Consider the following 24,860-nt stretch of genomic DNA (forward strand, 5'->3'; position numbering starts at 1 on the left):
GCAGAGGGGGGCGCTGTCCCGCCAGCATCTCAGCTGATCGGAGCTGCCTTCACAGGAAGTGGATGTTAGGAAGCCGAAGGGTCGCGATCCTTCGCGCCCCCCTCTGGCCTGCCGGCCATCTCCCCCACAAGGGGGGAGATTGGAACTCCATCGCTGGCGCCCAGCCTCGCAATGTCGCCGATAATCCTCGCAAACGCCTCCGCTGCGCGTGACACCGTCGGTCGCGCGCGCAGAAAACTGTGCACCAGCCGCGGCTCCTCGCGCCACATCGCCCACCCGCCGGCGTCACGGATCTTGTCGCGATAGGCCTCGCCGTCCGACGACAGCGGATCGCACTCGGCGGTGACGATGGCGGTCGGCGGCAGGCGAGAGAAATCGCGATCCCGGAGCGGCGAAAAAGTCGGGTCGTCAGGTGACTGTCCCGGCGCCGAACGGATGCGGCGATAGAAGTCGATGTCGGCGAGCGTCAGCAGCGGCGCCTCGCCGTGCTCGACATAGGAACGGCCGGTCTCGTCGCCGCCCAGCTCGGGATAGATCAGCACCTGGCCGATCGCATGCCTTGGGTGATGCCGCGTCGCCTGCGCGACCGCAGCAGCAAGATTGCCGCCTGCGCTTTCGCCGCAAAGCACGATAGGCAGCGCGCTGGTCGCGGCGACCCATTTGAACACCGCCAGCGCGTCGTCGAAGGAGGCCGGATGCAGATGCTCCGGCGCAAGGCGATAGTCGGCCGACACCACCTCGAAGCCGGTGCCGGCGCAGATTTCGGCGCAGATGTCTTCATGGCTGTCGAGGTCGCCGAGCACGAATCCGCCGCCGTGATAGTAGACGACGACTGCCGCTGCCGCCTTGTCCGCCACGCGGTAGCGCCGGAACGGGACGGCATACGCGGCCGTGGCGACGAGGCCGTCACTGGTGGTCACGCCTTCAGGATGTCCTTGATGGAAGGCCGCGCACATCCGGTTGTACACCGCACGCTGCTCCGCGATCGGCGCCGCTACGATCTCCGGCGGGTACCAGCTATTGACCGCGTCGATGTAGTCCCACAGCTTCGGATCGAGCAGCGTGGCATATTTGCCGCGGCTGCCCGGATCGGATGGGTCGCTGGCCATCGCTGCCGTCAAAGCTCGGCGTAGAGCTGCGCCGCGTTCTCGAAGGTGAAGCGCAGCGGCACCGAGCCCTCGACCTGCCACACGCTCACCGTATCGCCCGCCATCAGCCGGCAGGCGTCGAGCGTGTTGGTGACGCCGCCGCCATAGAGCCGATTGGCGAGGTTGAGGATGCCGGTCTGGTGCATGGCGGCGGTGGCGCTGCCGCAGGCATCTTTGATCAGCAGCACGCGGAAGCCAAGCGCTATGGCGTCCTTCACCGTGGCGTCGATGCAGGCCTCGGTCCACACGCCGACGATGACCAGCCATTCGATGCCGGCGGCCTGGAGCTTGACGGCGAAATCGCCCTTGCCGAAGGCGCTCGCTTCCTGCTTGATCAGCATCGCTTCGCCGTCCTGCGGCGCTACCTCGTGGCAGATCGCTGTCAGCGGATCGTCCTTGTCGGAGAAGGCCGACTTGCCGCTGTCGTCCACCGGATGAAACGGCCGCGCCTCCGCCAGATCGACGATATAGGCCCAGTGGTAGAGCGGCACGAAATTGCGCCGCGCCGCCTCCTGCAGGCGCTGCACGTTGGCGAGGATGTCGGCAAAGCCCTCGACCAGATAGCGTTTGTCCGAGCGATGCTCCTCCTGGAGATCGACGAACACCGCGGCCACCGTGCCGCGCCGGATGGAGATAGGATTTTTCATGTGGATGTGGGTCGTTTCCGCGCTTCGTCATTCCAGGGCGTAGCAGGCGCGCAGCGGCGTCGCGAAGACCCTGGAATCCATGCCGTTACCTTGATCGTGGATTGCTGCCTATCAGAGTTTTGCGTCGTCGCGAAGCCGAGCCGTAACGGCATGGATCCCAGGGTCTGCGCCGCGTCGCTCCGCTCCTTGCTCCGCCCTGGGATGACGATGGCATGTATGCCGCAGGCTAATCTCAAACGCTTGCGATACTGCATAGAAGCCGCTCACGGTTATCGAATTCAGACCTGCGGCTCCAAAAACTCGTCTTCATAAGGGAAGCGCGACAGCAGCTCGGTGCCGGTCTCGGTGATCAGGATCTCGTCCTCGAGCTTGACGCCCTCTCGGCCGCCTTTCTCGCCGATATAGCTTTCGACGCTGACCACCATGCTGGGCTGGATGATGCCGTCGCGGCCATAGGTCTCGTAATCCATCGCATGCGCGATGAACGGCGTCTCGCCATGCATGCCGACGCCGTGCATGACCGAGGTGTAGCGCTGGTCGACGAAGCGCTCCGGGATCTTCCAGGCCTTTTCGGCGATCTCGCGGAACGCCATGCCTGGCTTCACGATCCCGATATTGTGCTGCACCTGGTCGTGCGCCATGCGGTAGAGCGATTTCTGGTAGGGCGTTGGCTTGCCCGGGCCGCAGCGGAAGGTGCGCGAGAAGTCGGAATAATAGCCGTAGCAGCCGATCGTGTCGGTATCGAGCGCGACCAGCTCGCCCGGCCTGATCTTGCGGCCGCTCGCCTCGTTGAACCATGGGTTGGTGCGCTGTCCCGAGGTAAGCAGCCGGGTCTCGATGAACTCGCCGCCCTGACGGATCACCTCGTGGTACATGATGGCGAAAAGCTCGTTTTCGGAAACGCCGGGCTTGATCGCCTCGCGCACGGCCGCCACCGCAGCTTCAGCGCCGGCCATCGAGACCTGCAGGCATTTTACTTCCTCCGGCGTCTTCACGGCGCGCACCGCGAGGATCTCGCCCTGGCAGTCCTTCACCTCGCAGCCGCGCTTTTCCAGCGCCAGCGCCTGCAGATGGCTGCAGCGGTCGAGGCCGAGCTTCATCGAGCCGCCGCCATGCTTCTTCAACAGTTCGGTGATCTCGTCGGCGAACGGCCCGGCGGTCTCGTCGTCGCGGCCGGAAACCGACGACCAGACCAGCTTCGACGGTCGCGCTTCGTCGATTGTGTCGAGCACCATGGAGACATGGTAGCTCTGCGGATATTCGAACAGCACGATCGGCCCTTCTGTCGGAATGAAGAAGTAGCGGGTCGAGTTGCGCAGGAAATAGCCGAACATGTTGCGCGAGCCGGTGGCATAGCGCTGGTTATAGGGATCGAACAGCACGACGCCGCCGTAGCCCGCCTCGCGCATCCAGCCGCGCAGCTTGGCCAGCCGCCCTTTGCGCAGCGCGTCAGCATCGATGAAGGACGGCTCGGTGTCCGACAGCCACATGCCCCCGGCGGGATCGGCCGCCGCCGGGTGGCGCATGCGGTCCTTGAAGTCCACATCCTCGGTGCTGTCGGGGTCGAAGACGACGATGCTCATGGGAAGCCTCCTGTTCCCGCGAACATAGCTGGGTCGGGTTCCGAGCTTGTGCGGCATTCCGCAAATGTCGTGCCGGATGCCGCAGGCGTGGTGTCGCCCAAGCGCAAAGGCCAGAGGGGGTGTGACGGAACTCGGCATGTCGAAAGAAGGCGCTTAGTGCCGCCGCATCGCCTTCGGCGCATGCCCGTGCTCCTCGCGAAATGCCCTTGCAAAGCTCGACATCGAGGCAAATCCACACGCCAGCGCGACATCGCGAACCATCAGCGTCGAATGCGCCAGGAGATCGGCCGCGCGCTTCAGCCTGAGCCGCCGGTAGTAGCCGTTTGGCGAGATATCCAATTCAGCGCGGAAGTTGCGCTCGAGCTTGTCGGACGACACGCCAAGCCTTGTCGCCAGTTCCGCCATGCCGAGCCTTTCCTCGACCGCGTCCTCCATGATGGCGATGGCAGACAGAACCAGCTCGTTCTGCACGCCGGTGCGCAGGCGCAGCGGCATCAGCTTGCGGTCGACGCTCGACCGCAGCGGGCTGTGCACGAACCATTCCGCGACACCCGCCGCGAGCTCGGCGCCATAGTCCCGCGTGATGATCTCCAGCATCATGTCGAGGCTGCCGACGCCGCCGGCCGAAGTGAAGCGCTTGCGATCGATGACAAAGAGATCGCGCCGAAGCTCGATATCCGGGAAAGCCTCTGAGAAAGCGGCCTGGCTGGTCCAGTGCAAGGTGCAGGCATGGCCGTCGAGCAGACCGGCGCGGGCGAGGAAGAACGCCGCATCGGCTACCGCACCGATATGCGCGCCGCCGCGCAGGCTCTTGCGGATCCAGCTCATCGCTTCATCAGCTACGACATGGTCGGCATCGCCGCCGGAGCAGACGACGATGCGGTCGACCTTCGGCGCGTCGATGGCCGAGTAGCCCGGTTGGATGACGACGCCGTTGGAGGCCTCGACCGTGCTCTTGCCGGCGCCGACGATCACCCAACGGTAGCAGTCGCGCTTGGCAAGAATGTTGGCGGCACGCAGCGGCTCAATGACGGAAGAAAACGCCATCATCGGAAAGCCGGGAAAGATCAGCACGGCGAAGGTGAGGGGAGCTTCGCCCTTCGCTCGCTCAGCCTGGCTCCGCGAGTTCATGGCTAACGCCTGTAGCGCGGCAGCACGATGTCGGCGGTGAGCGGCGCGAGCTCCATGCCGCTCGCGAGATCCGGGCTCAGCCAGACCATCTCCTCGATCTCGGCCGCCGGGATCGGTTCGTCGGCGATCGACAGCTCGAAGAGTTCGGCTTCGACATGCGCATCCGGCTCGTTGGCGGCGGGTGCCGAGAAGGAACCCAGATGCGAGGCGGCCGTTGGGTCGACGACGATGCCCAATTCCTCGCGCAATTCGCGCGCAAGAGCGGCGGCGGGCGCCTCGCCCGGCTCAATCTTGCCGCCGGCCTGCATGAAGGCTTTTGCGCCGCGCTTGCGCACCAGAAGCAGCTTGCCGCTGTCATCCCGGATCACGGCGGCGGCGATCCGGATCGTTCTGGCCCCGACGGTCTTGGCATGGCTGGTATTCACGACAGGCTGTTTCCCGGCGGCGGCTTTGGTGGCAGAGAGAACAGGACTGTAGCCGGTCGGTCGGCCGGCTAGCAACGGAGAGACGACACGATGTTTGCGGCAACCGCCATCGACACGAGCAACAAGCCGGCCTTCTACAACGAGTTGGCCACGCAATTGAAAGCGTTGCTGGAAGGAGAGAGCGATTCCATCGCCAACGCGGCCAACACCTCGGCGCTGATTTACCAGATGGTGCCCGACCTCAACTGGGCGGGCTTCTACTTCCTCCAGTCCGACGAAGAGCTGGTGCTCGGCCCCTTCCAGGGCAAGCCGGCCTGCGTGCGCATCACGGTCGGCAAGGGCGTCTGCGGCACGGCGGTCGATCTCGGCATGTCGATGCTGATCAAGGACGTGAATGACTTCCCCGGCCACATCGCCTGCGATGCCGACTCACGTTCGGAGCTGGTCGTGCTGTTGCGCGACGCGGACGGCGTGTTCGGCGTGCTCGACCTCGACAGCCCGCTGCCCGGCCGCTTCGACAAGGACGACCAGGCCGGCATCGAGAAGCTGGCCGCGATCTATGTCGCGGCGAGCTCCTTCGAGGATTAGACGAGCTTCACCAGGGTCAGGCTGAACACGGCGATAAACAGGAACGCCGAGAAGGCCAGCACCAGCGGGCGCAGGCCGCGCGAGCGCAACTGCGAGATGTCGGCCTGAAGGCCCATGGCGGCGAGCCCCATGGTCAGCATGACCTGTGCAGCGAGCGCGATCGCCGAATGGATCTGCGCTGGGATCGCCACCAGGCCGTTCAGCGCCACGACCGCAACGAAGGCGACGACAAACCACGGCATCGGCGGCTTGGCCGCGGAAGCATCGGTGTTGCCGCGGCGCGCCATCAGGCCGAGTGCGATCACCATCGGCGCCAGCATGGCGACGCGCGTCAGCTTGGCGACGGTCGCGGTCTCGCCGGCGAGCGTGCCGTTCTGGAAGCCGGCGCCGATCACCTGGGCCACCTCATGGATCGAAGCGCCGGCCCACAGGCCGAAGGCGTGCTGGTCAAGACCGAACAGGGGAGAAAGCAGCGGAAAGCTAAGCATGGCAATTGTGCCGAAGAGCGTGATTGCGGCAACCGCATAGGTCACGTCCTCGTCGCGCGCATCGGTGACGATGTTGGTGGCAACGATCGCCGAGGCACCGCAGATCGAGGTGCCGGCGGCGACCAGCTGCGCCAGCTTGGCGTCGACGCCGATCAGCCGGCCGAGCGTCACGGTGAAGAGGAAGGTGGCGCCGAGCGTGACGGCGACGATGCCGACGCCGCCGAGGCCGATGCCGGCCACCTGGCCAAGCGTCAGCTGGAAGCCGAGCAGCACAATGGCGAAGCGCAGCAGCCGGCGCTGCGCGAACGCGATGCCGGCGTTGGCATGAGCCGGCGTGCCGAGAACGTTGGAATAGACCATGCCGGCGACGACGGCGAGGATCATCGGGCTGAACAGTGTGAGGCCGGAGAGATTACGCGCCGAATAGGCGACGCTGGTGATCATCGCCACGAGCACGATCCCCGGTACGATGCCGGCCCAGATCGAGGTGAGGGCAGGGCTTCCGGAATTGGCCGAATTCAGGCCGTTTGGAAGATCGTTCGCTGTGATGGGCAGGAAAGACAATTGGATTCTCCAGGCGACTTCGCCGGGGAAATGCCATTCCAGAACCAATCTTTCCAACGAATTATTCGAGTTATAATGATCGATTTTTCCGAACGGTGCTAATTTGGGCGGCCGGTTTGCCGAGTTGGGTTGAATTCAACTGTGCTGTCGACGCGAACTTCGCCTCTGACCAACGGCGCATTCGAAGCCAATGTACGGCTTTATCGCAAGCACGGCTACGCGATCGACCGCGAAGAGCCGTTCATGAACGGGACAACGGTCTATATGAGCAAGAGGTTAGCGCCATAAAAAGCGCTGCCTGAAACGCATTCAGGCGGCACGCTTTAAGTCTTGTCTTTATCGATGTCGTTTTCCTGAAACCGCTGCACGGTTTTGGGCGGTATGCATCAGGAATTCAACCCACTGGCTCAATTACCTCCGCTTGCGTTTGATAGGGCTGTTGCCGCATCGTTATTTCTGGCGATATACGACGATCACCTCACTAGGCCGCCGACCCACAGGGAGCGAAAGCATGTCACACGATCTGCAGTTCTATATCGACGGCGCCTGGGTCGATCCGATGGTGCCGAACGCCTTGGATGTCATCGATCCCTCCAACGAAGACGCTTTCGCGCAGATTTCGCTCGGTTCCAAGGCCGATGTCGACAAGGCCGTGGCCGCCGCCAAGCGGGCCTTTGCGAGCTTCGGCTTCGCAGAAGTCGAGGAGCGGCTCGACATCCTCAATCGCGTCATCGAGGTCTACAAGAAGCGCAGTAAGGATCTCGCGCTCGCCGTTTCGCGCGAGATGGGCGCGCCGCGCCAGATGGCGCTGGACAGCCAGGTCGGCGTCGGCCAGGCGCATCTGGAAAAGATGGCCGAGGTGCTGAAGACCTTCCAGTTCCGCCATGTCAAAGGCTCGTCGCTCATCGTCAAGGAGCCGATCGGCGTCGTTGGCCTGATCACGCCGTGGAACTGGCCGCTCAACCAGATCACCTGCAAGGTCGGCCCGGCGCTCGCCGCCGGCTGCACGATGGTGCTGAAGCCTTCGGAGATCGCGCCGCTCGACGCCATCATCTTCGCCGAGATCATGGATGAGGCCGGCGTGCCGAAGGGCGTGTTCAACCTCGTCAACGGCGACGGCCCGACCGTCGGCCAGGCCTTGGCCAGCCACCCGGATGTCGACATGATGTCCTTCACCGGCTCGACGCGTGCCGGCATCCTGGTCGCCAAGGCGGCCGCCGACACGGTCAAGCGCGTGCATCAGGAGCTCGGCGGCAAATCGGCCAACATCCTGTTCCCCGATGTCGACTTCCAAAAAGCCGTCACCAAGGGCGTTGCCGGCTGCTTCGGCAACAGCGGCCAGTCCTGCAACGCGCCGACCCGCATGTTCGTGCCGCGCGACCGGCATGACGAGGCCGCCGCCTACGCCAAGACGGCGGCGGAAAAATTCACCGTCGGCCCCGCCGACGCCCCCGGATCGAAGCTCGGCCCGGTCGTCAGCCAGATCCAGTTCGACAAGATCCAGGACCTGGTCCAGAGCGGCATCGACGAGGGCGCGACGCTTGTGGCCGGCGGTCCCGGCCGCCCGGCCGAGCTCAACCGCGGCTACTATGTCCGCCCGACCGTCTTTGCCAACGTCACGCACGACATGCGCATTGCGAGAGAAGAAATCTTCGGGCCGGTGCTGTCGATCCTGCCCTATGACACCGTCGAGCAGGCGATCGAGCAGGCCAACGACACCGTCTACGGCCTGGCCTCCTACATCCAGGCCAAGGACATCGAGAAGGCGCGCCAGGCGGCTGCCCGCATGCGCTCAGGCAATGTCTACATTAACTACCCGACGTGGGACGCCGGCCTGCCCTTCGGCGGCTACAAGCAGTCCGGCAACGGTCGCGAATACGCCGAATACGGCCTGGAGGATTTTTTGGAGATCAAGGGCATCGCGGGGTACGAGGCGGCGGAGTAGGCTTCACGGGTTTGAAGCCGACCAGTCGCCGCGAAGTAGAGGGCAACCATATTTCGAAATTTAGCGGTTGCTGAAATGCACTAGAAAGTATCCGCAGTAAGAGTTCGTTCAACCCTTGCTGGTAGAACGGTGGCGGCTCCGACCTAGGTGGGTAGGGTCGCCCGAGTGCCGGAGCCGCCGGCGCAGTCTCCGGGGTACTAGAGACCACGCTGTCCCAGAATAGGACAGCGTGGTCTACGATTGGTTAATGGGCAGAGACGCGCAGCTTTTTCCGTCGTGCTTCTCAATCTTTCTGCAGCCTCCCCAGGGACAAGCGTTAAGCTGGTCCAATTCCGAAGGAGGCAGATGATCCGCTGTCGGCGCTTTGTGAAGATCCGCCAGGGAAAGCAGAACGATCCGGCGGCCCGGTTGCCCGGCTTATTTTCTGAGTGGCGCGTCAAGCGCAAGCCGCACCCGTTCGCTCGTGGCGAAGGATTTGGCCTCTGTCAGCGACTTGAACGCCCTGATATTCACAACGCCGTCTTCGATGACGCGCACGTATAGCGCATTTCCGATTTCGTCGATCTCGACCGAAGTCTTCCACGGTTGATTGTTCACTGCAGCCCCTTCTGTCTCACCCCTTATGCATGACGGTATCAAGCAAACTTGAGCTCTGCTACATTAAACATTTCACATTTAATCTTTTTTAGATCTTGCTAATCGGCGGGCCAGCCGTCCTATCTGGCCAAGGACATCGAGACGGCGTGCCAGGCGGCCGCCTGCATGCACCCTGGCAATGTCTACATCAACTGTCCGACCTGGGACCGCTTGTCTCGATGATCCCGACCATAGCGCGGGTGAATTCGACCACGCTGTTTGCCGTGATGGCTGCATTGTCGGGAGACTGGCCGATATGCTCGGCCGCTCCGCAGCATGTGCGGCGGATGCGGTCGTAGTGCAGGTCTCTTTCATCGTCTGGCAACGCCGCGAGATTCAGGGCGCGACGGTGAAGCATGCGCAATAGCTGCGCCAGCGCTGTTTCGACACTCATGCGTTTTGCTCCGCATCGGTCGAACGTCTCGGCATAAAGTGCCGGATCGTCGATCGGAGATGGTTTCCCATCCCCGATCCGGAAAGGCTGCACCATAGCCGTTAACATATCGTTGATTGCTAATATGTGTTAGAAATTTCCCAGGGCAGGTTTGTTGGCGGGAGGCGGAAGATGTCGCAAATCATACCTGAGCGCATGGCAGCCAAACTGGACGGCGACTTTGTGGTGTTCCTGATCGGGATGCGCATCAACAAGCCATGGAAGGTGCACAAATGGTGGCCGATATTCATCGCCATGCCCAGGATGCTCAAGGAATTGGAGGCGGCCGGGCCGGAAAGCGGCTTCCTCGGCCACAATGGTCTCAGCCTCGGAGCGATCACCCAGTATTGGCGCAGTTTCAATCACCTCGAAGCCTATGCCCGGGACCGGGACAAGAAGCACTGGCCGGAATGGCTGGCGTTCAATAAGGCCATGAAGGGCGCGCGCGGCGACGTCGGCATCTGGCATGAGACCTACCTTGTCAGGGCAGGACAATACGAGGCGATCTACTCCGGCATGCCGCCCCATGGGCTCGGCAGGATCGGCGAGCTGGTGCCGGCCACCGGAAGCCGCGAGGCCGCGCGTGCACGGCTGGCCTCGCAGCCGGCAGAGGAAGTCGGGCAAGCGTGAGGCCAGCTTATCGGACGCGGCAGGGTAAGGGTCAGGCCGGCTCGGTCACGACTCCTATCCGACGATAGACGAAAGCTTCGTCCGCCGCGGTATTTGCCGCGCTGCGCTGCGTTTCGTCGATGAACATGGCCATGCGAGCGTGGATCGGCGACTTGATGCAGACCGGGTCCGTTGCGGCGGCATCGCGGGCAATCGCCATCGCCTGACATCTGCAGCCGCCCCAATCGATCTCGCGCCGCTCGCAGCTTCGGCACGGCTCCTGCATCCATTCGGTACCGCGGAAGGCATTGAATGCCGGCGAATCGGTCCAGATATCGGCGAGCGAGCGCGCTCCGAAACGTTCGAAGCGCAGCGAAGGAATCGTCTGCGCGGCGTGGCACGGCAGCACGGTGCCGTCAGGGGTCACCATGAAGGCGTCGCGCGCCCAGCCGCCCATGCACGGCTTTGGATAGATGGCGAAATAATCCGGCGGGACGAAATCGATGTTGATGACGCCGGCAAGCCGTTCCTGCGCCGCTGCGACGATCTCCGCCTGCCGGTCGACCGCGGCACGTTCGGGCATCAGCCAATCGCGATTGGCCAGCGCCCAGCCGGCATACTGCACGTTGGCGATCTCGAGCCGCTCCGCGCCCAGCGAAAGCGCAAGATCGATGAACTCCGGCACTTCCTCGATGTTGTGACGATGGATCGGCGCATTGATGGTGAGCGGCAGCCCGGCCGCGCGGGCGCGGCGTGCCGTCGAAAGCTTCTTTTCGTGGCTGCCGCTGTGGTTGCCGATACGGTCGGTGGTCGCCGGACGGGCACCCTGAAAGCTCAGCTGCAGGTGATCAAGCCCGGCTTCGGCAAAGGCCTCTATGCGGCCTTCGGCAATGTTGATGCCGGCGGTGATGAGGTTGGTGTAGACGCCGCGCGCGGAAAGCCCACTGATCAATTGCTCGAGGTCGCGGCGCAGCGTCGGCTCGCCGCCGGACAGATGCACCTGCAGAACGCCGAGATCGGCGGCCTGCGAGAAGAGATCGAGCCAGGTCTGCGTGTCGAGCTCGCGATTGGCCTTCAGCAATTCGAGCGGATTGGAGCAATAAGGACACTGCAGCGGGCAGCGATGCGTCAGTTCTGCCAGCATGCCGATCGGAGGGAGAATGGGCTCGCTCATAGCCTCACCAGCAGCTTGTCCGACCATTCCTGCAGGAAGGCGATGACGTCGGCCGCCACGGCCTCCTGATCGGCGTCATAATCGGCGGCAAGGTGGGCGATGATGTGGCCGACCGTGGACCGCCCATCGCAGTGGCGCAATATGTCGAGGCTGATCTCGTTCGGCCAGAATACCTTCTCCGGCGAAAGCACGGCGAAGGCCTGCCGCACGGGATCGTACTGTATGCGCACGTGCTTCGGCAGCGACGGCACCGATCGCAGCGACACGATGGCTCTTTCGCGCACCGCCATCATCAGGCTGCCTCCGGGCGGAAGGCGCCGGGCGGTATGTTTGCCGGTTCACCATAGGCATGTTGCAGCGCATCCAGCATGGCCCAGAGTATATCGCATTTGAACACCAGCGCATCGATCGCCTGCTGCTGGCGCTCCGCCGTATCGGCATGGCCGAGCACGTAGGCGAGGGCAAAGTCGGCATCGCGCGATGCCTGTTCGGGCCGCCGGCTGAAATAGGCCAGCGTATCCTCGGTGATGTAATCGTATTTGGCCAGCATCGCCGGCACCCGCTCGCCGATGATGAGCGGCGAGAACATCTCGGTCAGCGACGATGCGACCGCCTCCAGCAGCGTCCGGTTCGTGCAGAAGGAAAGATAGGCGCCGACTGCAAAGCGTGTTGCCGGCAGCGCCAGCCTTTCGCTCTTGACGGCTTCGGCATCGAGCCCGAGCGAGGTCGCCAGGTGCAGCCAGCGCGCGATGCCGCCGCTCCAGCCGTCCTCGCCGTCGTGGTCCTCAATGCGTTTGCGCCAGGCGGCGCGAAACGCCGGATCCTCGGCGTGTGCCAGGATCATGGCGTCCTTGCGCGGAATGACGGCTTGGTAGCAATAGCGGTTTAGCGCCCAGGCCTGCATTTCGGCCTTCGACAGGTCGCCACCGGTCATTCTATGATGGAAAGGATGGCGGTTGTGATAGCGCTCGTGGCCGACCTGCCGCAGCACGGCCTCGAGCTCGCTCTTGGACAGGCCACCTCTGGCCGCGTCGCTGAAATCACTCAAAATTCCATCTCCATCCCATCACTGGCGACTTCCCAACCAGCTGCTTTGACCGCCGCGTGCTCGGCGGAATTCTCGTCGAGAGCAGGATTGGTGTTGTTGATATGGACGAAGATTCGGCGGCCGATCTTCACATCGGCCAGGCCGGCTATCGAACCTGCTTCTCCGGACATTGCGATATGCCCCATCCGCGCACCGGTCTTCTGGCCGACGCGGGCAGTGATCATCTCGTCATCCGTGTATACGGTGCCGTCGAACAGAAGGCAGGCAGCATCGGCCAGGCGAGCGCGCAGGCCGGCATCGATGCGCGCGCAGCCCGGGATGTAGAAGACCGCGCCGCGGCTGCCGGCCCCGGTGATACGCACTCCGATCGTGTCGCCCGTGTCGGAGCTGAAATCGGCGCTGGGATCGCCTCTTTGCTCGAGATAGAGCGCTATTTTTCCGGGCACGGGAAAGCTGTCGACGATCACGCCGGTCTCGTGGCCGCCTGCATCGCAGATCGCCAGTTCCTCCATTGGCGCCAACAGGCGCCGCGGCACGATCGCCGGATCGAGGACATTGAAGATCGAATTCGCCTCCAGCGTCGCCAGCACCTGTGCGGTCGCATAGATGGCGAAAGGCTGTCGTTCACGCAGGCTGAGCAGGCCGGCGATATGGTCTACATCGGCATTGGTCAGCACCACCGCGCGGATAGGCGTCGAGCGCAGCGGATCCTCGGCCGCGGGCTGCAGTTCGGGCGTCTGCGCAATCTGCTGGCGAATGTCGGGCGAAGCGTTGAAGAGAACCCAGCCTGTCCCGTCCGCCGACGCGGCAATGCATGATTGGGTTCGTGAATGCACCCCGGACATCCCAGTGCGAGCCGCGCGGCTCAGGCGATAGTTGCAGTTCCATTGCGGAAAGCCGCCTCCCGCCGCCGATCCGATGATCTTCACGCGCATGGCAATGCCTGCTCCGCGGCCCATCTGACCGGCAGGAAATTCTCGCCGGCAAAAAGCATCGCGCCCGCGTTTTCCGCGGCAAAGCCCGTCGCGAAGACCTTATGCGGCAAAGGGGGTGCGTGCCCTGTTGCCAAGGACACGCACCTTTGCGGCCTACTTCCTGGGAGGAATTTCAGCAGGCAGATACCGCGAAATTTCGAAGCCCGCAGCCACCTGGCACATGGTCGGTTTCTTCCAGCTCTTCTTCTTCATGGCATTCTCCTCTTCTGCCAGCCCGAAGGGGCCGGTCATGTCGTTGGCGCCATTGCGGGCTATGCAATGGCTCGTCCATCACCTCACAAATGGACAAATGAAACACTGGGTTCTCAAAACACTAGAACAAATACGAATGGCATAACTGCCTGTCTCAAAGATCGGTTCCTTACCTCCATCACCTGTGCCGTTTCGCTCCGATCAAGCTCACCCCGGCGTCGCCGTGATCGGGTTGTCATGTTCATCGATCAGCGGCACGTTGTAGTCGAGCAGGAGCTTGTTGATCTCCGCCTGGTTTTCCCGGATCACTTTGTTGAGCGTACGCTTCCATTCCTGGTCGGATGGACGTACTCCCATGGTGATGCGGTATGACATGCGCGAGCCGGTCTTTTCCTTGACCAGGGGGACGATCTCAACATTGGCCCCAAGTTGCTTGGCGTAATAGCCCGCCATCGGCCCCCACAGGATCGCCGCGTCGATCTTGCCCGCAAGCATGTCCTTGAGCACAACCTCCCCCATCGACGGGGTGACGCGCGTATCGACGGCCAACGGGTAGATTTTCGCCGTTCGCAAGAGTTTGTTGGCGGCCATGTTGGCAGTTGGCGGCGTGCGTTCGACAACACCGATCCTCTTGCCGGTGAGTTTCGGATCCTCGATCGTCTCGACACCCTCGAGGTCGTCGCCCTTCGGATGCACAAGCACATAGGCGGAGCGATAGTAGGCATTGGTGTTCTGCACCAGCGGATCACCTTGGGCATAGCCCATGATGACGTCGCATCGGTTGGCTCCGAGCGTGTTGCGCACGAAACCTGTGACGGTCGGAAACCATGTGTAGGCGACCGACTTCCGCCCCGTCTTCCTGGCAACCAGTTCAGCCAGCTTGTTTTCGAAGCCTTGGCCGTTCTGGTCTGTGAACGGCATGTTCGAAGGGTCGGCGCAGACGCGTAGAATGTCGGGGTCGACCAGCTCTCCCGCGGCACCGAGGCCGGCGCCTTGCGCCAAGACGATCGACGGCAGCAAGGCGAGCGCGCCGAGAATGGGCAGAACGACGCGCGGCTTCGATGCAACTGAGCCGGTCACGTCATCCCCCCATGCAGGATGCTTCGGCATCCTTCGCCGCTTTAGCCTTGTCTTCGTGCTTGGGCGGCCTGCCGCGGGGTGCCGCGCCATCGGCACGGGCGCGCAGATAGACGTAGAGGTCGTCCATGTAGCAGTAGACGTTCTTGTTGTCGCCGAAGGCAGGCATGACGTTTTCCTTGCCGTTGCCGGTATTCTTGCGGCCCTGGGCGACGATCGAGAGGAAGGTGGGGTAGTCGATGTTTTTGAGGCTGTTGGCCAGGGCCGGCGCGTAGCTCGAACCCGTTCCGTCCTGTCCGTGACAGACGTGGCAGTCCGAGTGATAGCGGCGGTAACCGCTGAACGTATACCAGTCCACCGTTCCATTCTCGATCTTGTAGGTCGGGTTCCCATCCGCGTCCAAATACTTGCCGCCTTCATCCTTCACCGCCTTGGCTTTTTCGGCGCTGTCCTCGGCCCGAGCCAGACTTGAGCTGGCCAGAGGAAGAAGAGTCAGGGCGAGAACGGAAATTACAATGCGAACAGACATTCAGACGCTTCCTTATTTTGCCAAGGACAAAGGGTTTGCCGTTACGCCGCGGCATGGATCGATGTTTCGGATGCGCGGCAGATCGAGAGCCCGGAAGTACCTTCGGATTATCCGGGCTCTCCTGTTTTCAGGCCTTCGCTCTAAGGCCACTCCCGGCTGTCAGTCCGGAAGACCGAAGACGGTCAGCTGGCCGCCCAGCGTCGTGTAGTCAGCAAGTGCAGCGTAGCCGCCGACAGCGCCCAGACCGGCCGTGCCCACGACTGTCTTCTGGTCGCCTTGCGCCCGGCCCTGATCGACGGCGCCGTGCCAGGCTGCGGCTTGGTCGGGCGAAAGCAATCCGCCTGCCAGACCGATGCCGGCCCAACCGCCGACGCCGGACAGAACGGCGATGTACTGCTTGCCGTCGTGCTCGAAGGGCGTCACGTTGCCGATGATGCCGGACGGGGTCTTGAACTTGTAGAGTTCCTTGCCGTTCTTATCGACCGCCTTGAGGTAGCCTTCGAGCGTGCCGTAGAAGACCACGTCGCCGGCCGTCGCGAGTGCCCCGGACCACACCGAGAACTGCTCGGGCTTCGACCAGACGATCTCGCCCTTGGCGGCATCCCAGGCGATCAGGTTGCCCATGCTGTCGCCGCCCGGTGCGGGATACATCGACACGGTAGAGCCCACATAAGGCTGGCCGGCCGTGTAGCTCACCTTGTAGGGCTCGTAGTCCATGCAGACATGGTTGGTCGGCACGTAGAACAGGCCCGTCTTCGGTGAGTAGGTCGCCGGCTGCTGGTCCTTCGTTCCCAGCGCAGCGGGGCAGATACCGGTAGTGTTTGTATCTTCACCGTTCGCCTGGGGCGAGTATTTCTGAACGACCTCTGGACGACCGTACTTGTCGCTCTTGGGGTCCATGTTGATCTTGGTGGCCCAGTTCACCGCCGGATCATATTTTTCGGCGACGAGAAGGTCGCCGGTGGCGCGATCCATGGTGTAGGCGAAACCATTGCGGTCGAAATGCACCAGCACGTCATGCTTTTTGCCTTTGATCTGCATGTCGTCGACGAGGATCATCTCGTTGACGCCGTCATAGTCCCATTCATCGTGCGGGGTCATCTGGTAGACCCATTTGGCCATGCCGGTGTCGGCATCGCGGGCGAAGATGGTCATAGCCCAGCGATTGTCTCCGGGGCGCTGGACCGGGTTCCACGTCGAGGGATTGCCGGTGCCGTAGTAGACGAGGTTCAGCTTGGGATCATAGGAATACCAGCCCCATGTCGTGCCGCCGCCCGTCTTCCACTGTTCGCCTTCCCAGGTATTGGTGCCGGAGTCCTTTCCCACCGGCTTGCCGAGCTGCGTGGTCTTCTGGGGGTCGATCAGGGTGTCTGCATCCGGACCTTCCGAATAGGCCTTCCAGGCGAGCTTGCCGTCCTTCAGATTGTAAGCGGCTATCCAGCCGCGGACGCCGAATTCCGCCCCGGAGACACCGACGAGAACCTTGTCCTTGACGACCACGGGCGCCGACGTGCCGGATTCGCCCTTTCCACCATTGGTCTCGTCGCCGTTCTTGGCTGTCCAGATAAGCTTTCCGGTCTTGGCGTCGAGCGCGACGAGGTTGGTGTCAGCCTGATTAAGAAAGATCATCGCCGGGCGGTCGCCATCGGCAGGTGCATAGGCAACGCCGCGATTGACCGTGTCGCAGCACATGATCGGAATGACGTTCGCGTCCTGCTTGGGCTCGTACTTCCAGAGGATCTTTCCGTCCTTGTTGAGATCGAGAGCGTAGACGGTGTTCGGGAACGGCGCGTGAACATACATCACATCGCCGACAATCAGCGGTCCGCCCTCATGGCCGCGCAGCACGCCGGTCGAGAAGGTCCACTTGACCTGCAGGTTCTTCACGTTCTCCTTGGTGATCTGCTTGAGCGGGGAGTAACGAGTGTTGGCGTAATCACCCGTCTGCATCACCCAGTCTTTCGGGTTTTTGGCCATTTTCGCGAGCTCTTCGTTGGCTGACGCCGTATAGAGCGCGCCAAACGACAGTAGCGCCGAGGTCGATACAATGTAGGTAGCTTGCGTAAGTGCGCGCATCAAAATCCTCCCAGGTTCACAACGGGAAATCGATTGTTAAGCCCGCAAAGGGCTGAACAAGCGATTCAGTTTGGGAAGTATTTCCGGCAGCGTGTCACGACCTAGACCCCACCCAGCAGAGGTGTTTCTATCCTCTACCCAGTCAGCCTAGCCTGCACCCGCCCGATTGGCCTACGAAAGACTGCCGCCGTTTCCCTAATTACAGCGACGTCCTTGAAGCCGGAAACAAGGTAAGGCTATGTCATCGCCAAATGCCAGGCAAGGAAAAACCCCCATGGTGATGTTGCGCTGCAGCACAGTTATGTTGCAGTGCAAGACAAAGTTAATAGGTAAAAACGGTCCCGATGATGAGTCGAAAAAGTAGTCAAAAGAGGGCCATGATATATATAAACCTCATATCTGTCCGTATTTGACGATATGCTGCGATTGAATCTTATTTAGGCATATTTTTACCGAGCTTATCGGCGAAGCCGGATTTGGTTGCCGGTAGTACGCGAGGTGTGAAAATACCACAGGAAGATGGGTGCGGGGTGGGTCATGAGGCTGCCCCAAAACGCTGTTGTCGGTGGGCAGGGCATTCCTCCTTTGGTCCTATATGGAGGCGGTGGGAGGTTGACCGGGCTTGGCGCATGTCGCCAACTGGCCGCGATGACGCTGTCTCGCTGCACTGCGCCGGGCAACAGGAGGAATTTCTCATGCTCAGATATGTTGGATTTTCGGTCCTGCCGCTCCTGTTTTCGTCGACAATGGTCTTCGCAAACCCGGCGGGTGCCGCGGGAGACTACCCGACGGTGACGATTGTCGATTATGTGCTCGGCTGCATGCGGACAAATGGGCAGACACGTCAGGCGTTGGAGAGCTGTTCCTGCTCGATCGATGTCATCGCCTCGATCCTCCCTTACGACCATTATGAGAGAGCCGAGACCTTCAAGAGCATGTCTCTGACGACCGGCGAAAATGCGGGCCTGTTTCGCGAAAGCGCGCCGGCAAAAGCCGCGCGAACGGAGTTGAAGCGGGCGCAGGCGGAAGCCGACGTGCGCTGCTTCTAGCGCCCCGTCAAGCGCGTTCCCTCCCACTGCCGGGCGATCAGCTCACGCCTGGAAATTTCTGATGGAACGACCGCAAAAGGTCGCTCGTCGCCTCCGGGCTGCGGTGTTGCCGGGGCAGCCTTACGTCGAAAATGCCGAGCACATGCGCGGGCCGCGGCGCGAGCACGATGATGCGATCCGACAGCGTCAGGGCCTCGGTCAGGTTGTGGGTCACCATCAGGGCGGTCGTAGGTCGGGCCGACCATACCGTAAGAAGCAGGTGCCGGAGCTGCTCGGCGGTTCGCCCATCGAGCGAGACGAAGGGCTCGTCCAGGAAAAGCACCGCCGGTTCGGTCGCGAAGGCCCTCGCAAGTGCTGCCCTTCGCGCAAGGCCGAGCGAAAGCTCCGCCGGATAGAGCGAGCGCATGCCGGCGAGACCGAGAGCCTCAAACAGCCCGTCGAGATTTTTCGTTCGCAGGTCTTTCGGCAGCGCCAGCCTGACATTCTCCTCTACCGTCCGCCAAGGCAGCAGGGTGGGTTCCTGGAACACGGCGGCTATACGGTTCGAGCCGCCTTCCGGCAGTTGGAAAGAGCCGGAAAACTGCCTGTCGAGCCCAAGCAGAATGCGCAGCGTCGTGGTCTTGCCGCAGCCCGATGGTCCGAGCAGGCAGGCGAACTCGCCTTGCCGGACCTCGAAGGAAAGGTTCTTGAGCGCCGTCACCGAGACGCCTTGCGCGGACCTGAAGGTCTTTTCGGCGATATCGACCCTAAGCGGGACGACGGCGCCAACGGGTTGCATGTCGTTCAACGGGCTGCACCAGAAGAAGTTCGACGACAAGCATCACCGCCACGAATGCCAGCGTGTAGGCAAGAATGGCGGCGACGTCGAAAAGCTGGAAATAGAGATAGATCTGGAAGCCCACGCCATTGGAGCGGCCGAGCAGTTCGACCACCAGAACGATCTTCCAGATGAGGGCGATGCCGGAACGCGAGGCCGCGGCCAGATAGGGCTGCAGCTGCGGCAGCAGGATATGGCGAACGCGGTCGAGGGGACCGAAGCGGTAGACAGTCGCCATTTCGGCGTAACTCGGGTCCAGCGCCCTGGCGCCCTCGCGCATGGTCACCACGACATTCGGGATCTTGTTCACGGCAACCGCGCCTATCGCCGCCACCTCATTGAGGCCGAACCAGATGTAGGCCAGCACGATGATCACCAGCGCAGGGATATTGAGGAACAGGATCACCCAGGGATTGAAGAACCGGTCCGCGCCGCGGTAGCTGCCGAGGAGAATCCCGATCACCGATCCGACAATCATCGCAACGATGTATGCCGCGGCAACCCGGCCGAGGGTTGCGCCGAGATGGTAGAAAAGGTCGCCGCTGGCCGCCTCTCTCAGCGATACCTTCCAGACCTGTCCCGGCCCCGGAAAGGCACGGCTCGGCCAGGCATTCGCCGCCAGGCTCCACAGCAGGCAAAGCCCGAGCAGGGAGGCCGTCACCGTCAGCGCGGGTGTCAGCGTCGCTCGAGGGCCGGCACGGCTGGAAATATCGGCCGCATCGCCAGGCGTGCGATCGCCGGGGTCTTTTGCGGTCATTTCGCCGGCTCCTGCCAGAATGTGCCCGGCGCCATCTCCGGCGCGCTGCCGACCAGCTTTTCGCCGCCGATCCCGGCCAGCACACGATAGAGCCTGCCGGCATCGGCCGCCTCCTCGGCAACCGGCCGCCTGGGGATGCCCTCGCGATAGCGGTCGCGCAGCTTTGCCAGTTCCTTGCCTTCTGCTCGGACAATCGGCGCAAGGCGCAGCCACTCTTCGTCGGACCTGGCCAGCAGATCCTTGGCTTGCGCGGAAGCCTTGAGGAAGCCGCGGACGGCTTGTGGATTTTCGTTCGCCCATTTGTCGTGGAATACATAGCCGAGCGCGGATACCGGACCCGCAGCTCCAAGCGCCTTCTCGGCATCGTTGGCGCCGATCAGCCGGCGAAAGCCGTTGGCCTCGAGCCGGGCACAAAAATGCCAGAAATTGAGCACCGCATCGAGTTCGCCCTGAATCGCCTTTTCCGAAAACAGCGGCGGCGCGCCAAAGACGACATCGCTGATCGCCGGCAGGTCGAGGCCATGATCGCGCCTGGCCAGCGCCTGTATCAGCAGCCAGCTCTTGTCGAGGGCCCCGCCGGCGACACCGATCTTCTTTCCCTTGAGGTCGGGGATCGTGCGTATCGGCGATGCGTCCTTCACCATGATCGCCCCGACGGCCGTCGAATAGGGGGACAATGTGACATCGCCGCCGTCCGAGCGCTGGCGCGAGACCCACAACCAATCGGTCACGATCATGTCGATCGCGTCGGCCAGTATCGCGACATTGGTCGCATCCTCGCCGGCGAAATATATAACTTCGAGACCGATCCCGTTGGCCGCGTCGAACTTGTGCTCCTTCAGCGTATCAAGCTCCCAACTCACCGTACCGAACTTCAGCACGCCGATGCGAACCTTGGATGCGGCGGAGGCGGCAATGGGGTGCGAGCCGAGCATCGCGGCCGTTCCAAGAGCCGCCAAACGGAGCGTTTCCCGCCGCGAAATCATGATGTTTCCTCCCGGGATTGGCCGGTCAGATCGCTCGGTCCTTCGTCGGGAAAGCGCATTTCCAGCGCCTGACCTTGAAGGCCGGGTGGTCCTGCGACCATTTCGCGATCTCGCTGGGCGCCAGGACCATGCATTGGAACAGGGAGCCGCGGCTCTCGAAATAGAGATGCTCGTCTCGGCAATTGCCTGGATTGGCACTCAGGCAAACCGTCAATATGAGGTCGACCATATTCATCCAGCACCTCTTGCGCGCATAGACGCCAGCTCTGGCGAAATCCTGCCCGCCCCATTGCCTGGGAAAATATCAGCCTGGACAAACTCAACCCGACCGGGTTCCCGAGGTGCCCATGGAAATCCGGAATGGCGTGAAGCTACGCGTTCGCCCAAAGGCCGTCAACAAAGGCGAAAGGACAGTTGCTGTGGACCTTCGTATGGTTGACTTCGTCAAAGCAATGGCATGCAAATCATCTGGGGCATCAGACGATCAATGAGGAATTGCCATGCGCGCTATCGCATTTTTCGCCGTCGTATCCTTGGTGACTTTCATCACGAACCAATCCCAAGCGCAGGATGCCGCGGCGGGTGAGAAGGTCTTCATGAAATGCAAGGTCTGCCACGTCGCGGACAAGGACCAGAACAAAGTCGGTCCGTCATTGAACGGCGTCATCGGCCGTACCGCCGGCACGCATCCGGGATTCAGCTATTCCCAAGCCATGATCGCGGCTGGAAAGTCGGGCGTGAAGTGGGACGAGCCAACGCTGACGACCTATCTCCATGATCCGAAGGCCATGGTGAAAGGCACAAAGATGGCGTTTGCCGGCCTCAAGGACGACAAGGACGTGGCCAACGTCATCGCCTATCTCAAGCAATTCTCGAAGTAACAGCAATTCTCGAGGCAGCGGCTTCGCCGGCCGTTCGATTTACGATCGGCCGGCGACTGCTTCCGTAATCGACGCTGCCGGTCGATGCATGTCGCCCAAAAGCGCGTGGCGGTTTTGGGAGAACGACATGAACAAAGACCTGAAGCGCGCCGCCTGAATCCGTTTCGACGCGACACGCTTTAAGCAGCGGCACGCAGCCTCTGCATCGCGGAGGGCAGATCGAGCAGGCTGTCGCAGACAAGGTCTGCGCCAAGCTCCTCGACGGGGATCTGGGTGTAGCCGCCGCGCAGCAGAACGACGGGCATGCCAGCGGCGCGCGCGGCGCCGACGTCGCCGCTGCTGTCTCCCACCATCAGCGCGTCGGTGGGTTCGACCCCAAGCTGGGCGAGCGCCAGCAGCAGGGCGTCGGGCGCCGGTTTCAGGTGTGTCACCGCGTCTCCGCCGACGATCGCGCCGAGATATTCCGTCAAGTGGAAATGCAGCAGGATTTCGCGGGTCGCCAACTGCGGCTTGTTGGTTGCAACGCCCATGGCTGTTCCGTTCAGGTGGAAGTGCGTGAGAACCTCCCTGACGGCAGGCATCAGCCTCGTCAGGCCGGTCAGATGTCTGCGGTAGATCGGCGCCATCACGCGGTTGGCCTCCTCGATTGCGCTGCCGGCAAGCGGCGACCCTGAAGCTGCGAAGGCCCGCTCGACCAGCTTCCTGACGCCGCCGCCGATCATGGCCTTGACCTGATCCACGCTGAGCGGCGGCAGGTCGCGGCCGGCCAGCAGCTCGTTCACGGCCGCCGCTATGTCGGGCGCCGAATCGATCAGCGTGCCGTCGAGATCGAACAGGATCGCGCTCGGAGACCGAGACGGCTTGCTTGCGCCGACATTCATGCGGCCTCCTTCCATTTGATCGAGCAGCCGATCGAAGCGATTTGGTCGAGCGGTCCGTCGCCGGTTCGGGCAACCTGCTTCATCGCTTCGAACAGATCGCGCCTCAGTCCGGGCGGTCCGGCGTCGCGCCGCGATGCGTCCAGCCGGCCGCGATATTGCAGCGTCAACTCGCTGTTGAAACCGAAGAAATCCGGGGTGCACGCGGCTCCGTAGGCGCGCGCCACTGCCTGCTGCTCGTCGTGGAGGTACGGGAAGGTGAAGCCGTTCGCGCTGGCGAAGAGCTTCATTTTGTCGAAGGAATCGTCCGGATAGGCGTCGGCATCATTGGAGTTGATCGCGACAAAGCCGATCCCTTCGGCCTTCAGGTCGTTGGCGTCACGCACGATGCGTGAAATCACCGCCTTCACATAGGGGCAGTGATTGCAGATGAAGGCGACGACCAGCCCGTTGGGACCGGCCCGGCCGAAGATCGAATGCGATTTGCCGTCGACGCCGGGCAAGACGGCATCGACTGCTTGCCAGCCGAAATCGCAGACAGGTGGGATCGCCGCCATGTCATCCTCCAACCAAGCAGTTCACGCGGCTCGCCGGATCGCTCCGTCGGCCGCCTGTCTGATGGCGCCGATATTGGCACGATAGGCCGCCTCGGTGCCGCCCTTGAAGACGGCAGAACCGGCGACGAGCACATTGGCGCCAGCCGCGGTAACCAGGGGGGCTGTCTCGGGCGTGACGCCGCCGTCGATCTCGATGTCGATCGGACGTTGGCCGACGAGCGCCTTGACGCGCCTGACCTTGTCGACGACCGCCGGAATGAAGGCCTGGCCGCCGAAACCCGGATTGACCGTCATCAAAAGCACCAGATCGAGCCGGTCGAGAACATATTCGATGACGCTTTCCGGCGTCGACGGATTGAGCGAAACGCCGGCCTTCTTGCCGAGGCTCCTGATCGCCTGCAGCGAACGGTCGAGATGCGGCCCGGCCTCGGCATGCACCGTGATGATGTCGCAACCGGCATCGGCGAATGCCGCGAGATAGGGATCGGCCGGCGCGATCATCAGATGACAGTCGAAGACCTTGTCCGTTCGATCGCGGATTGTCTTGATCACCGGCGGGCCGAAGGTGATGTTGGGCACGAAATGCCCGTCCATCACGTCGAGATGGATCCAGTCGGCGCCGGCCCGCACGACCGCTTCGACCTCGTCGCCGAGCCGCGAGAAATCGGACGACAGGACGGAAGGGGCGATGATGGTTTTTCCGGTCATTTGCATTCTCCTTCCCCAGGATTTAGAGCGAACACCCGGCTGGAGGTGATGTCCTCGGCCGAGATCGTCGACAGCGCCTTTGCGTCGAGCGGTCCCTTGGCGCTCTCGAACAGGCGGTTGGCCTGTCTCAGCCGTGCCCGGTCGAGCGCGTTGCGGATCGAGCGGGCGTTGGCGAAATGCGGCTGCCTGCGGCGGCGTGCGATATAGTCGGCCATTGCCTGGGTCGCGGCATCATCGAACAGGTAATTTTGCTGGTCGAGCATTTGTTCCGCGATCCCGAGAAGCTCGTCGTCGGAATAGTCGGGAAAGTCGATGTGGTGGGCGATGCGCGAGCGGAATCCCGGATTGCTTTCGAAGAAGCGATCCATGCGCGGCGCATAGCCGGCGAGGATCACCACGAGATCGTCGCGCTGGTTCTCCATCACCTGCAGCAGGATCTCGATCGCCTCCTGGCCGTAATCGCGCTCGTTTTCCGGCCGGTAGAGATAGTAGGCCTCGTCGATGAACAGCACCCCGCCCATCGCCTTCTTCAGGATCTCCTTGGTCTTGGGCGCGGTGTGGCCGATATACTGGCCGACCAGGTCGTCGCGCGTCACCGAAACCAGATGACCCTTGCGGATATAGCCCAGCCGATGCAGCAGGTCGGCCATTCGCAATGCGACGGTTGTCTTGCCGGTGCCCGGATTGCCGGTGAAGCTCATATGCAGTGTCGGTGTTTCATGGGCGAGGCCCATACGGCGCCGGGCCCGCTCGACCAGCAGGAGCGCCGCCGTCTCGCGGATGCGTCTTTTGACCGGGGCGAGCCCGATCAGCTCGCGGTCGAGCTCGGCCAGGACATCCTTGACGCCGGAAGTTTCGAATTCCTCACGCAGGTCGATCGCCGCCGGGACGGCGTTTTGAGGCGCTTCCGTTTCGGCAAAGGCTGGCGCCGACATGGCA

The 24,860-nt window shown here is 62.6% G+C and carries 29 protein-coding genes; 5 read left to right on the forward strand and 24 right to left on the reverse strand.

The annotated features are described in order from the left end of the window. Positions 1–65: 65 nt before the first annotated feature. The 5 genes from RFN28_RS21850 to RFN28_RS21870 all read right to left on the reverse strand — a co-directional run bounded on the left by RFN28_RS21850 (position 66) and on the right by RFN28_RS21870 (position 4,934). Positions 66–1,109: an alpha/beta hydrolase gene (locus RFN28_RS21850; protein WP_320289295.1), complete on the reverse strand. Its 1,044-nt coding sequence runs from the start codon at positions 1,107–1,109 to the stop codon at positions 66–68. 8 nt (positions 1,110–1,117) lie between these two features. Continuing rightward, positions 1,118–1,795: an isochorismatase family protein gene (locus tag RFN28_RS21855; protein ID WP_320289296.1), complete on the reverse strand. Its 678-nt coding sequence runs from the start codon at positions 1,793–1,795 to the stop codon at positions 1,118–1,120. 278 nt (positions 1,796–2,073) lie between these two features. After that, a complete protein-coding gene (locus RFN28_RS21860) occupies positions 2,074–3,378 on the reverse strand; it encodes a M24 family metallopeptidase (RefSeq protein WP_320289297.1) in 1,305 nt (434 codons plus the stop codon). Positions 3,379–3,531: 153 nt separating this feature from the next. After that, the gene (locus RFN28_RS21865; RefSeq protein WP_320289298.1) at positions 3,532–4,509 is read right to left on the reverse strand and encodes a GlxA family transcriptional regulator; all 978 of its coding nucleotides are present in this window, start codon (positions 4,507–4,509) and stop codon (positions 3,532–3,534) included. Positions 4,510–4,511: 2 nt separating this feature from the next. Next, the gene (locus RFN28_RS21870; RefSeq protein WP_320289299.1) at positions 4,512–4,934 is read right to left on the reverse strand and encodes an NUDIX hydrolase; all 423 of its coding nucleotides are present in this window, start codon (positions 4,932–4,934) and stop codon (positions 4,512–4,514) included. A gap of 90 nt (positions 4,935–5,024) precedes the next feature. Between RFN28_RS21870 and msrC the strand changes: the two genes are divergently transcribed. Further along, the gene (msrC, locus tag RFN28_RS21875) at positions 5,025–5,522 is read left to right on the forward strand and encodes a free L-methionine (R)-S-oxide reductase MsrC (RefSeq protein WP_320289300.1); all 498 of its coding nucleotides are present in this window, start codon (positions 5,025–5,027) and stop codon (positions 5,520–5,522) included. Here msrC and RFN28_RS21880 read toward each other — a convergent pair. Continuing rightward, a complete protein-coding gene (locus RFN28_RS21880) occupies positions 5,519–6,574 on the reverse strand; it encodes a YeiH family protein (RefSeq protein WP_430678579.1) in 1,056 nt (351 codons plus the stop codon). The genes msrC and RFN28_RS21880 overlap by 4 nt on opposite strands. Before the next feature lie 511 nt (positions 6,575–7,085). Between RFN28_RS21880 and RFN28_RS21885 the strand changes: the two genes are divergently transcribed. Further along, the gene (locus RFN28_RS21885) at positions 7,086–8,519 is read left to right on the forward strand and encodes an aldehyde dehydrogenase family protein (RefSeq protein WP_320289301.1); all 1,434 of its coding nucleotides are present in this window, start codon (positions 7,086–7,088) and stop codon (positions 8,517–8,519) included. A 417-nt stretch (positions 8,520–8,936) separates the two neighbouring features. On the opposite strand, the gene RFN28_RS21890 is transcribed toward RFN28_RS21885, so the two are convergent. Both RFN28_RS21890 and RFN28_RS21895 read right to left on the reverse strand, forming a co-directional pair. Then, complete coding sequence (locus tag RFN28_RS21890; RefSeq protein WP_320289302.1) at positions 8,937–9,116, reverse strand: hypothetical protein; 180 nt, start codon at positions 9,114–9,116, stop codon at positions 8,937–8,939. Positions 9,117–9,303: 187 nt separating this feature from the next. Next, positions 9,304–9,645: a hypothetical protein gene (locus tag RFN28_RS21895; protein ID WP_320289303.1), complete on the reverse strand. Its 342-nt coding sequence runs from the start codon at positions 9,643–9,645 to the stop codon at positions 9,304–9,306. Between the two features lie 75 nt (positions 9,646–9,720). On the opposite strand from RFN28_RS21895, the gene RFN28_RS21900 reads away from it, so the two are divergent. After that, the gene (locus RFN28_RS21900; protein ID WP_320289304.1) at positions 9,721–10,218 is read left to right on the forward strand and encodes a DUF4188 domain-containing protein; all 498 of its coding nucleotides are present in this window, start codon (positions 9,721–9,723) and stop codon (positions 10,216–10,218) included. 31 nt (positions 10,219–10,249) lie between these two features. Here the strand turns inward: RFN28_RS21900 and pqqE are convergent, their stop codons facing one another. From pqqE to RFN28_RS21935, 8 genes are all read right to left on the reverse strand, one after another. Further along, positions 10,250–11,371, reverse strand: coding sequence for a pyrroloquinoline quinone biosynthesis protein PqqE (pqqE, locus tag RFN28_RS21905; RefSeq protein ID WP_320289305.1), 1,122 nt, complete (start codon positions 11,369–11,371; stop codon positions 10,250–10,252). Continuing rightward, complete coding sequence (pqqD, locus tag RFN28_RS21910; RefSeq protein ID WP_320289306.1) at positions 11,368–11,664, reverse strand: pyrroloquinoline quinone biosynthesis peptide chaperone PqqD; 297 nt, start codon at positions 11,662–11,664, stop codon at positions 11,368–11,370. Before pqqD ends, pqqE begins: the two co-directional genes overlap by 4 nt. Continuing rightward, positions 11,664–12,419: a pyrroloquinoline-quinone synthase PqqC gene (pqqC, locus tag RFN28_RS21915; RefSeq protein ID WP_320289307.1), complete on the reverse strand. Its 756-nt coding sequence runs from the start codon at positions 12,417–12,419 to the stop codon at positions 11,664–11,666. Before pqqC ends, pqqD begins: the two co-directional genes overlap by 1 nt. Further along, positions 12,416–13,354, reverse strand: a complete 939-nt coding sequence (gene pqqB, locus RFN28_RS21920; RefSeq protein ID WP_320289308.1) for a pyrroloquinoline quinone biosynthesis protein PqqB — start codon at positions 13,352–13,354, stop codon at positions 12,416–12,418. Before pqqB ends, pqqC begins: the two co-directional genes overlap by 4 nt. Positions 13,355–13,507: 153 nt before the next feature. Then, positions 13,508–13,606, reverse strand: coding sequence for a hypothetical protein (locus RFN28_RS35040; protein WP_108723373.1), 99 nt, complete (start codon positions 13,604–13,606; stop codon positions 13,508–13,510). A 207-nt stretch (positions 13,607–13,813) separates the two neighbouring features. After that, entirely contained in the window at positions 13,814–14,716 is a 903-nt protein-coding gene (locus tag RFN28_RS21925) for a substrate-binding domain-containing protein (protein ID WP_430678584.1), read from the reverse strand. Continuing rightward, positions 14,688–15,212, reverse strand: a complete 525-nt coding sequence (locus RFN28_RS21930; protein WP_320289310.1) for a c-type cytochrome, methanol metabolism-related — start codon at positions 15,210–15,212, stop codon at positions 14,688–14,690. Before RFN28_RS21930 ends, RFN28_RS21925 begins: the two co-directional genes overlap by 29 nt. Positions 15,213–15,371: 159 nt before the next feature. Continuing rightward, positions 15,372–17,288: a methanol/ethanol family PQQ-dependent dehydrogenase gene (locus RFN28_RS21935; RefSeq protein WP_320289311.1), complete on the reverse strand. Its 1,917-nt coding sequence runs from the start codon at positions 17,286–17,288 to the stop codon at positions 15,372–15,374. A 695-nt stretch (positions 17,289–17,983) separates the two neighbouring features. Here RFN28_RS21935 and RFN28_RS21940 point away from each other — a divergent pair. Then, on the forward strand, positions 17,984–18,337 hold the full coding sequence (locus RFN28_RS21940; RefSeq protein WP_320289312.1) for a hypothetical protein: 354 nt from the start codon (positions 17,984–17,986) through the stop codon (positions 18,335–18,337). A 37-nt stretch (positions 18,338–18,374) separates the two neighbouring features. Here RFN28_RS21940 and RFN28_RS21945 read toward each other — a convergent pair whose 3' ends face one another. The 4 genes from RFN28_RS21945 to RFN28_RS21960 are packed head-to-tail and all read right to left on the reverse strand — an operon-like array spanning position 18,375 to position 21,132. Next, positions 18,375–19,115 (reverse strand): ABC transporter ATP-binding protein, encoded by a 741-nt coding sequence (locus tag RFN28_RS21945; RefSeq protein ID WP_320289333.1) that lies wholly within the window; start codon positions 19,113–19,115, stop codon positions 18,375–18,377. Next, on the reverse strand, positions 19,084–19,911 hold the full coding sequence (locus RFN28_RS21950) for an ABC transporter permease (protein WP_320289313.1): 828 nt from the start codon (positions 19,909–19,911) through the stop codon (positions 19,084–19,086). The genes RFN28_RS21945 and RFN28_RS21950 overlap by 32 nt, the downstream gene beginning before the upstream one ends. Then, positions 19,908–20,900, reverse strand: a complete 993-nt coding sequence (locus tag RFN28_RS21955; protein ID WP_320289334.1) for an ABC transporter substrate-binding protein — start codon at positions 20,898–20,900, stop codon at positions 19,908–19,910. Before RFN28_RS21955 ends, RFN28_RS21950 begins: the two co-directional genes overlap by 4 nt. Positions 20,901–20,922: 22 nt before the next feature. Next, positions 20,923–21,132: a hypothetical protein gene (locus RFN28_RS21960; RefSeq protein WP_320289314.1), complete on the reverse strand. Its 210-nt coding sequence runs from the start codon at positions 21,130–21,132 to the stop codon at positions 20,923–20,925. A gap of 265 nt (positions 21,133–21,397) precedes the next feature. Here RFN28_RS21960 and RFN28_RS21965 point away from each other — a divergent pair, with 265 nt between their 5' ends. Then, on the forward strand, positions 21,398–21,778 hold the full coding sequence (locus tag RFN28_RS21965) for a c-type cytochrome (RefSeq protein WP_320289315.1): 381 nt from the start codon (positions 21,398–21,400) through the stop codon (positions 21,776–21,778). 179 nt (positions 21,779–21,957) lie between these two features. On the opposite strand, the gene gph is transcribed toward RFN28_RS21965, so the two are convergent. From gph to cbbX, 4 genes are read right to left on the reverse strand one after another with little or no spacing between them, the layout of a single operon-like run. Then, positions 21,958–22,659 (reverse strand): phosphoglycolate phosphatase, encoded by a 702-nt coding sequence (gene gph, locus RFN28_RS21970; protein ID WP_320289316.1) that lies wholly within the window; start codon positions 22,657–22,659, stop codon positions 21,958–21,960. Further along, positions 22,656–23,213: a thioredoxin family protein gene (locus RFN28_RS21975; RefSeq protein ID WP_320289317.1), complete on the reverse strand. Its 558-nt coding sequence runs from the start codon at positions 23,211–23,213 to the stop codon at positions 22,656–22,658. Before RFN28_RS21975 ends, gph begins: the two co-directional genes overlap by 4 nt. A 21-nt stretch (positions 23,214–23,234) precedes the next feature. After that, positions 23,235–23,921 carry a ribulose-phosphate 3-epimerase gene (rpe, locus tag RFN28_RS21980; protein ID WP_320289318.1) on the reverse strand — a complete coding sequence of 229 codons (687 nt, stop codon included), beginning with the start codon at positions 23,919–23,921 and terminating at the stop codon, positions 23,235–23,237. Beyond that, the gene (gene cbbX / locus RFN28_RS21985) at positions 23,918–24,856 is read right to left on the reverse strand and encodes a CbbX protein (RefSeq protein WP_320289319.1); all 939 of its coding nucleotides are present in this window, start codon (positions 24,854–24,856) and stop codon (positions 23,918–23,920) included. The genes rpe and cbbX overlap by 4 nt, the downstream gene beginning before the upstream one ends. Positions 24,857–24,860: the final 4 nt, after the last annotated feature.

Source organism: Mesorhizobium album, from assembly GCF_033977205.1.
In the GTDB taxonomy this organism is placed as follows: Bacteria; Pseudomonadota; Alphaproteobacteria; order Rhizobiales; family Rhizobiaceae; genus Mesorhizobium; species Mesorhizobium album.